The sequence below is a fragment of the Thomasclavelia sp. genome (genome assembly GCF_017889095.1).
GTDB lineage: Bacteria > Bacillota_I > Bacilli_A > Erysipelotrichales > Coprobacillaceae > Thomasclavelia.
In genome coordinates this window covers 1-8,024 of the sequence record NZ_JAGHEW010000037.1, presented here as the reverse complement: position 1 = coordinate 8,024, position 8,024 = coordinate 1, and the positions used below count along the sequence as shown (strand labels likewise).

Genomic DNA, 8,024 nt, shown 5'->3' with positions numbered 1-8,024 from the left:
TTCGCGCAGTTATGAAAAAAGCTCAGGAATTACAAGAAAGTGATAAAAAGACGATTGTTTTTGTTGACGAAATTCATCGTTTCAACAAAGCTCAGCAGGATGCTTTTTTACCGTATGTTGAAAAAGGCAGTATTATTTTAATTGGGGCAACAACGGAAAATCCTTCTTTTGAAGTAAATTCAGCGTTACTTTCAAGATGTAAGGTTTTTGTTTTAAAAGCTTTAACTAATGAAGATTTAGTTAAATTATTAAAATATGCGCTTACTAGTCCTAAAGGATTTGAGAATTTAAAGATCAAAATTGATGATGGTTTATTATATATGATCGCCGGTTTTTCTAATGGAGATGCCAGAGTTGCATTAAATACTTTAGAAATGGCAGTGTTTAATGGTTCCTTTGTAGATGATCAAGTTATTATTAATAAAGAAATTATTGAACAATGTATTAATCAAAAATCATTGTTGTATGATAAAAAAGGTGAAGAGCATTATAATATTATTAGTGCTTTACATAAATCAATGCGTAATAGCGATGTTGATGCATCTATTTATTGGATGGCAAGAATGATTGAAGCTGGGGAAGATCCATTATATGTAGCGCGAAGATTAATTAGATTTGCCTCTGAAGATATTGGGATGGCTGATAGTCGGGCTTTAGAAATTGCCGTAGCGACTTATCAGGCTTGTCATTATATTGGAATGCCTGAATGCAATGTCAATTTAGCTCATTGTGTTACTTATTTGGCATTAGCACCTAAATCGAATTCATTATACGTGGCTTATCAAAAAGCGCGACATGATGCTTTAAATACTATTGCTGATCCAGTTCCTTTACATATTCGTAATGCACCAACTAAGTTAATGCAAGAACTTGATTATGGTAAAGGCTATCAGTATGCTCATGACTATGAAAATAAAATTACTGATATGCAATGTTTACCCGATAATCTTAAAGATCGTCGTTATTATTATCCGACTAATCAGGGAACTGAAGCTAAAGTAATCAAACGGTTAGCACAGATCGAGTATCTGAAAAAACATTTTAAAGATCGTTAATTAAAAATATACTTGTGATAATGGTAATATTTGATTATAATAGAGGGGCAACTGTAAAGGAGATAATGTAGAATGTTAAAAAATATTATTGGTGGTATTGCAATTGGTATTGCTAATGTAATCCCTGGTGTTAGCGGGGGAACGATGATGGTAATTCTTGGAATCTTTAATCGGATGATGGATGCTATCAGCGGTATATTTAAAAAAGAAAATCCTAATCGTAAAGATGATATTATTTTTATTTTTCAGGTATTAGTGGGAGCGGCAATTGGAATTATTGGTTTTGCTAAAATCTTAGAGGTATTGTTTGAATATTATCCAACTCAGACAATTTACTGGTTCATTGGTTTAATCGCCTTTAGTATTCCTTTATTTGTAAAAGGAGAAATGAAAGGTGAACGTCTAGCCATCATTCCATTTGTAGTTGGTCTAGCCATTATCTTTGGGTTAGAATATTTAAATCCTGGTGAAGGAAAAACAGTCGTTAATCCTGATTTTCCAGCTTTAAGCAGTGGCTTATTTATAAAAATGGTGATTATTGGAGCTGTTAGTGGGGCTACAATGATTATGCCAGGTGTTAGTGGCAGCATGGTGTTATTAATTTTAGGTGAATATTATTTATTTAAATCATATTTAGCTAATGTTACTAGTTTTAGTTTAGATGTAATTATGCCACTTGGTTTTATGGCAATTGGAATTGCAATTGGAATTGTAATTAGTGCTAAATTGTGTCAGTATTTTACAAGAACTCACAAAGCAGGTTTTTTAAGCTTGATCTTAGGTTTGATCGTTGCTTCATCATTAGTATTAATTCCTTTTGATGTAAGCTATGATTTAGGATTGATTGCAACTTCTTTAGCAGCCGTTATTTTTGGCGGTATTATTGTTTATGGATTGTCAAAAATTCAATAAGAGTAAAAAAGACTGGTGGCAGTCTTTTTTATTTTAGTGATGAAAAGCGTTTAAAAAAGATTTATAATAGAGTTAGTTACTAGGAGGTTTAGTAAATGAATGTTGAAATAATTAATGTGGGAACTGAATTGTTGTTAGGCGAAATCGTCAATACTAATGCAACTTATCTGCAAAAAATGTGTAAAGAACTGGGATTTAATGTTTATTTTCAAACTACGGTTGGTGATAATCACGATCGTTTTAAAGAATGTTTAGATATTGCTTTTAAAAGAGGTGCAAATTGTGTCATTACAACTGGCGGTCTAGGACCAACCCAGGATGATCTAACTAAAGAATTATCGGCGGAATATTTAGGTTTGGAGCTAGTTTATTTACCTGAAGAAGCTAAAAAAGTTGATGAAAAATGCCGTTTTGTTACTGGGAATGATGAAATTCCGGATAATAATTTTAAGCAGGCGTATTTTCCTGAAAACTGTTATGTTTTAGAAAATGAAGTGGGAACGGCTAATGGCTGTGTCATGAGCAAGGATGAAAAAATGATCATCAATTTACCTGGTCCCCCTAAGGAGATGAAATATGTCGTCGATCATGTTTTAAAAGATTATTTAAGTAAGTTTAAACAGGATATAATTTATACTTATGATTTTTTAACAATGGGAATTGGGGAAAGTAAGGTTGATGAAATTTTAGCTGATTTGATTGATCATCAAAGCGATGTTAGTATTGCACTTTATGCTTCTGAAGAAACGGTTAGAATTCGACTTGGCTGTAAAGCTACCAGTCAGGATCAGGCTGATATAAAAATGGCACCAGTAAAAAAGGAAATTGAAAATTACTTGCATAGTTTTATTATTAAGGAAAAGAATTTAAAAGCAGCGCTAGCTAAGATCATGCCTACTTATTTTATTTATTATGATTGTGATGATTTTAAATTGCGTAATGAGTTTTCATTAGGACAAAATGCAACTGCGGATAATATGGATATTTTTATTGATTGTATCAAACATCCTTTAGGAGCAATTATTAAAGTAAAGATTAGTTATTTAAAACGCGAAGAAACTTTTAAAGTACCATTATTAAAAGATCCAACTTTATCTTATAATAAATTAGAATCGAAAATAGTGGAACGAATTTATCGTTTTTTAACTTGTAATCTAAATGCTTAAAAGGAGCCGATTTGGCTCCTTATTTTAGTTTTCAATTGGTTCAAAATCAGCAACACCATGTTTACATAAAGGACAGATGTAGTCATCAGGTAAAGTATCACCTTCATAAATATAACCACAGATCTTACATACAAATCCTTTTTTACCTTCAGTATTTGGTTTTGGTTTAACATGATCTTGATAATATGTATAAGTCATCGTTTCTTTATCAGACATTACTCTTGCTTCAGTTACTTTACAAATAAACATTCCATGAGATCCTAGATCAACATAGCTTTCAACTTCTAATGAAATGAAGGCGTTGATATAACGTGGTAAAAATGGTAACCCGTTATCAGAGTAAAGTGGTTTGAAATCACTGAATTTATCAACTGTTCGACCACTTTGGAAACCAAATTTTTCAAAAATACTAAATGGGGCTTCAACTGATAAACAGTTAACATTCAATTTACCAGTTTGCTTAATAACATGATGAGAATAGTTTTGTTTGTTGATATTTACGGCAATGCGATTAGGTGAATCACTAACCTGGGTAACCGTATTAACAATCAAGCCATTATCTTTTTTACCATCGTTGCTAGTAACAACATATAAACCATAACCAATTTTAAATAAAGCACTCATATCATGTTTGTTGGCTTTATCACTAGATTGAGCAATATAATCACGACATAATTCATTAGCTAAATTATCAATTGCTTCGATCGTATCATTTTTTAAAGCTGATTTAATTGTAACTGTAGTATCGGTAAAAGTAATATTTTTACTTCCAGCTAACATTTCTTTCATTACTTTAGTGGCAAGTGGTGCCCATGATCCGTTTTCAATTAAAGCTACTGTCCGATTTTGGAAATTTCTTTCGGTTAAATGATGAATATATTCTTTCATAAAAGGGAATACATCAGCATTATAAGTAGTTGTAGCTAAAACTAATTTACCATAGCGGAAAGCATCTTCAACAGCTTCCGCCATATCATCGCGAGCTAAATCAAATACTGAAACTTTTGGACAACCTTTTTCAGTTAATTTGTTTGCTAAAAGTTCAACAGCTTTTTTAGTATTACCATAGACTGAAGTATAGGCAATTACTACTCCTTCGCTTTCAATTCGATAAGATGACCAGATGTCATATAAATTGATGTAATATCCTAAATTTTCAGTTAATACTGGTCCATGTAATGGACAAATAATTTCAATATCTAAATTTGCGGCTTTTTTAAGCAATGCCTGAACCTGGGCTCCATATTTTCCAACGATACCAATATAATAACGGCGCGCTTCACAGGCCCAATCTTCTTCAACATCATTAGCACCAAATTTACCAAAACCATCAGCTGAAAATAATACTTTGTCTTTAGCATCATAAGTTACCATAACTTCTGGCCAGTGAACCATTGGGGCAAAAACGAATGTTAAAGTATGACTTCCTAGTGATAAACTTTCTCCATTTTTAACTACTAAGCGTTTAATTGAAGCATCAAGATCAAAGAACTGATCCATCATCATAAATGTTTTCGTATTAGCAACAATTGTTGTTTCAGGATAAATTTTCATGAAATTTAAAATATTAGCTGAATGATCAGGTTCCATGTGCTGAATGATTAAATAATCAGGTTTGCGATCTTGTAAAACATCTTCTAAATTATCTAGCCATTCATGAGTAAAATGAATATCAACAGTATCCATAACTGCGATTTTTTCATCCATGATAACATAAGAATTATATGCCATTCCATTAGGAACAACATATTGTCCTTCAAATAAATCGACTTGATGGTCGTTTACACCTACATAACGAATATCCTTTGTAATTTCCATATTGTTCTCCTTTTTTATATCTATTTAAATTATAATACAACGTTATTTTTAAAGCAAACAATAGAGCCTTAAGATCTTAAATTTATCTTATTTATGGTAATGCTTTAGAAATCAATTCAATAAATTTATTAGTGGCTACAGATTGAGTTCGTCTTTTCGGATACGCATAGCCAATGCTGCGTTTTGGTAATGGTTCAATGGTTTTAATTTCATGTAATATTCGTTTATTTAAATAATCTTGAGAAAATTCTTTGATAACACAAGAGATTCCTAGACCCGCTTTAGCAAAATCCAACAATAAATTATGAGCACCTAGTTCAATTGAAGGGTTTAATAATAAGCCTTTTTTAGCAAAATAGTTATCGATCCTATTTCTAGTATTTGATGATTTTTCTAAGAGGATAAGGGGCTGTTTAACAAGTTCATCAAATGAATAGATATGGTTATCTTCTTGTTGGCTGACAAAAATATCCTGGACCTGAAAACATTCTTTGATAACTAAAGAGTCATCTTTGATCGGCAAATTTAAAAAACCGATATCAATTTGATCACTTTTTAATAATTCTCTAGTTTCCAAACTGGTACGATTGATTACTTTGATCTTGACACCAGGGTAGAGCTGTTTGAATTGCATGATATAATTTGTTAAAAAGTATTCACTAAAAGTATCCCCGGCACCAATGACTAATTGACCGTCTTTTAATTCATGGTAGTTAGATAACTGATTTTCAACCCCGGTGATCAAAGCTAAAGCCTGATCGATTTGCTGGTGCAAAAGTTTACCTTCTTTAGTTAAACTGACGCCTTTAGAATGACGAATGAATAATTGGGTATTTAACTGTTTTTCAATATTGCTGATTGCCTGCGAGATGGCAGATTGGGAAATAAATAAATTTCTAGCTGCAATTGAAAATGAAAGGGTATTGGCAGCTTCATTAAAAATCTTGTATTGTTCTAATTTAATATTCATATTAGCGTTCCTTATATCAAAAATGTAATTTATTAATTTTACTTATATCTATTTCTATATTATAATTATTTTGTAATTTAGTCAAACTCTTATTTTATTACATAATTTTTAATGCATTTTAGTGAGTAATTGTATATAATGTAAGAGTAAATAAGAAAGGTGTGAATTAAATGGCTGGAGTAGTCGTAGTTGGAAGTATGTGGGGCGATGAAGGTAAAGGAAAAGTAACTGATTATCTTGCCCAAAAAGCTGATGTCGTAGTTCGTTATGCAGGTGGAAATAATGCGGGACACACAATTGTTTATGATGGAAAGAAATTTGCGTTAAAATTAATTCCTTCTGGTATTTTTAGTGGTCATGAAGTAGTTATGGCTAATGGAATGGTAGTTAATCCTAAGGCTTTTTTAGAAGAAGTTAAATATTTAAATGAAGCTGGAATTGATACTAGCAAAATTAAAGTTAGTGATCGCTGTCATGTGATCTTACCATATCATTTAGAAATCGATGCGATTCAAGAAAGTCGTAAAGGGGCTAATAGTATTGGGACAACTAAAAAAGGAATTGGTCCTTGTTATACAGATAAATATAGTCGAATTGGAATTCGTATGGGTGAATTCGTTGATGAAGAATTGTTCTTAGAACGTTTAAAAGAAACTTTCCCAATGAAATTAATGGAATATCCAGAATTAGAAGGTAAATTTACGGTTGAAAGCATTTATAATGAATATAAAGAATATGCTAAAGAGATCAAACCATTAGTTTGTGATACAGGAATGTTACTAGATGAATATTTACAAGCTGATAAAAAGGTTTTATTTGAAGGGGCTCAAGGAGCAATGTTGGACATTGATTATGGTACTTATCCATTTGTAACAAGTTCACATCCAGGAGCTAATGGAGTTAGTGAAGGAACTGGAGTTGGTCCTTTATATATTAAAGAAGCAATTGGAATTATTAAAGCTTATACTACTAGAGTGGGAGCTGGACCATTTCCAACTGAATTAAATGATGAAACTGGTGAATTAATTCGTCAAAGAGGACATGAATATGGTACAGTTACCCAAAGAGCAAGAAGAACCGGATGGTTTGATGCGGTTGTTGTTAATCAGTCAAGAAGAATGTCATCTTTAACTGGAATTAGTTTAATGTTATTGGATGTATTAAGCGGTTTTGAAACATTAAAGATTTGTACTGCTTATAAATATAAAGGTAAAGTTATTCATGGTTTACCATCAACAATTAAAGGAATTGAAGAAGTAGAACCAATCTATGAAGAAATGCCAGGATGGAAGGAAGATATTACTAATGTAAAATCTTTTGAAGAATTACCTGTGAATTGTCAAAAATATATAAGAAGAATTGAAGAATTGATTCATTGTCCAATTGTAATGTTTAGTGTGGGACCTGATCGTAATCAAACAGTAGTATTAAAAGATATTGAATTTTAAGGAGGAAAAGCGTGAAAAGAGAGTTAGTTATTGTTATTGACTTTGGTGGTCAATATAATCAGTTAGTAGCTAGACGCGTTCGTGAATGTAATGTTTATTGTGAGATTTATTCATATAAAACCGATTTAGAAAAAATTAAAGAAATGAATCCTAAAGGAATTATTTTAACTGGTGGACCTAATAGCTGTTATTTAGAAGATTCACCAACTTATCAAAAAGAATTATTTGAATTAGGAATTCCTGTACTTGGATTATGCTATGGGGCTCAATTAATGCAGCATGTTTTAGGTGGTAAAGTAGAACGCGCTGATGTTAGAGAATACGGAAAATCTAATTTGATTATTAATAAAGAAGATTCTAAGTTATTTAAGGGTGTACCAAAAGAAAGCATTTGTTGGATGAGTCATTTTGATTATATTTCTAAGATCGCTCCAGGTTTTGAAATTACATCTTATACTAAAGATTGTCCAGTAGCTTCATGTGAAAATGAAGTGCAAAAACTATATGCAATTCAATTCCATCCTGAAGTATTACATACTGAATATGGTAAAAATATTTTATCTAATTTCGTAATGGATGTATGTAATTGTTCTGGTGATTGGCGTATGGATTCATTTGTTGAAGAACAAGTTAAAGCTATTAGAGAAAAAGTTGG

General features: G+C 31.5%; 7 protein-coding genes. 5 read left to right on the top strand and 2 right to left on the bottom strand.

The genetic code is table 11. The annotated features are described in order from the left end of the window. The 3 genes from J7M77_RS01735 to J7M77_RS01725 form a co-directional block, all read left to right on the top strand. Positions 1-1,055: replication-associated recombination protein A (locus J7M77_RS01735; protein WP_296875376.1), on the top strand; the 1,055-nt coding region annotated here is incomplete at its 5' end. 72 nt (positions 1,056-1,127) lie between these two features. Continuing rightward, entirely contained in the window at positions 1,128-1,967 is an 840-nt protein-coding gene (locus tag J7M77_RS01730; protein ID WP_296875373.1) for a DUF368 domain-containing protein, read from the top strand. A 95-nt stretch (positions 1,968-2,062) separates the two neighbouring features. Next, entirely contained in the window at positions 2,063-3,133 is a 1,071-nt protein-coding gene (locus J7M77_RS01725; protein ID WP_296875371.1) for a molybdopterin-binding protein, read from the top strand. Between the two features lie 24 nt (positions 3,134-3,157). On the opposite strand, the gene J7M77_RS01720 is transcribed toward J7M77_RS01725, so the two are convergent. Continuing rightward, a complete protein-coding gene (locus J7M77_RS01720; RefSeq protein WP_296875369.1) occupies positions 3,158-4,951 on the bottom strand; it encodes a flavin reductase in 1,794 nt (597 codons plus the stop codon). Between the two features lie 91 nt (positions 4,952-5,042). Next, entirely contained in the window at positions 5,043-5,921 is an 879-nt protein-coding gene (locus J7M77_RS01715) for a LysR family transcriptional regulator (protein ID WP_296875367.1), read from the bottom strand. A gap of 170 nt (positions 5,922-6,091) precedes the next feature. Here J7M77_RS01715 and J7M77_RS01710 point away from each other — a divergent pair, with 170 nt between their 5' ends. After that, positions 6,092-7,369, top strand: a complete 1,278-nt coding sequence (locus tag J7M77_RS01710; protein ID WP_296875365.1) for an adenylosuccinate synthase — start codon at positions 6,092-6,094, stop codon at positions 7,367-7,369. A gap of 11 nt (positions 7,370-7,380) precedes the next feature. Further along, positions 7,381-8,024, top strand: a 644-nt coding sequence (guaA, locus tag J7M77_RS01705) for a glutamine-hydrolyzing GMP synthase (protein ID WP_296875363.1), incomplete at its 3' end; no start/stop codon positions are given.

Excerpts from the sequence above, each read along its gene's own strand:
- J7M77_RS01730 (WP_296875373.1), top strand. The coding sequence starts at position 1,128 with ATGTTAAAAAATATTATTGGTGGTATTGCAATTGGTATTGCTAATGTA.
- J7M77_RS01725 (WP_296875371.1), top strand. The coding sequence starts at position 2,063 with ATGAATGTTGAAATAATTAATGTGGGAACTGAATTGTTGTTAGGCGAA.
- J7M77_RS01720 (WP_296875369.1), bottom strand. The coding sequence starts at position 4,951 with ATGGAAATTACAAAGGATATTCGTTATGTAGGTGTAAACGACCATCAA.
- J7M77_RS01715 (WP_296875367.1), bottom strand. The coding sequence starts at position 5,921 with ATGAATATTAAATTAGAACAATACAAGATTTTTAATGAAGCTGCCAAT.
- J7M77_RS01710 (WP_296875365.1), top strand. The coding sequence starts at position 6,092 with ATGGCTGGAGTAGTCGTAGTTGGAAGTATGTGGGGCGATGAAGGTAAA.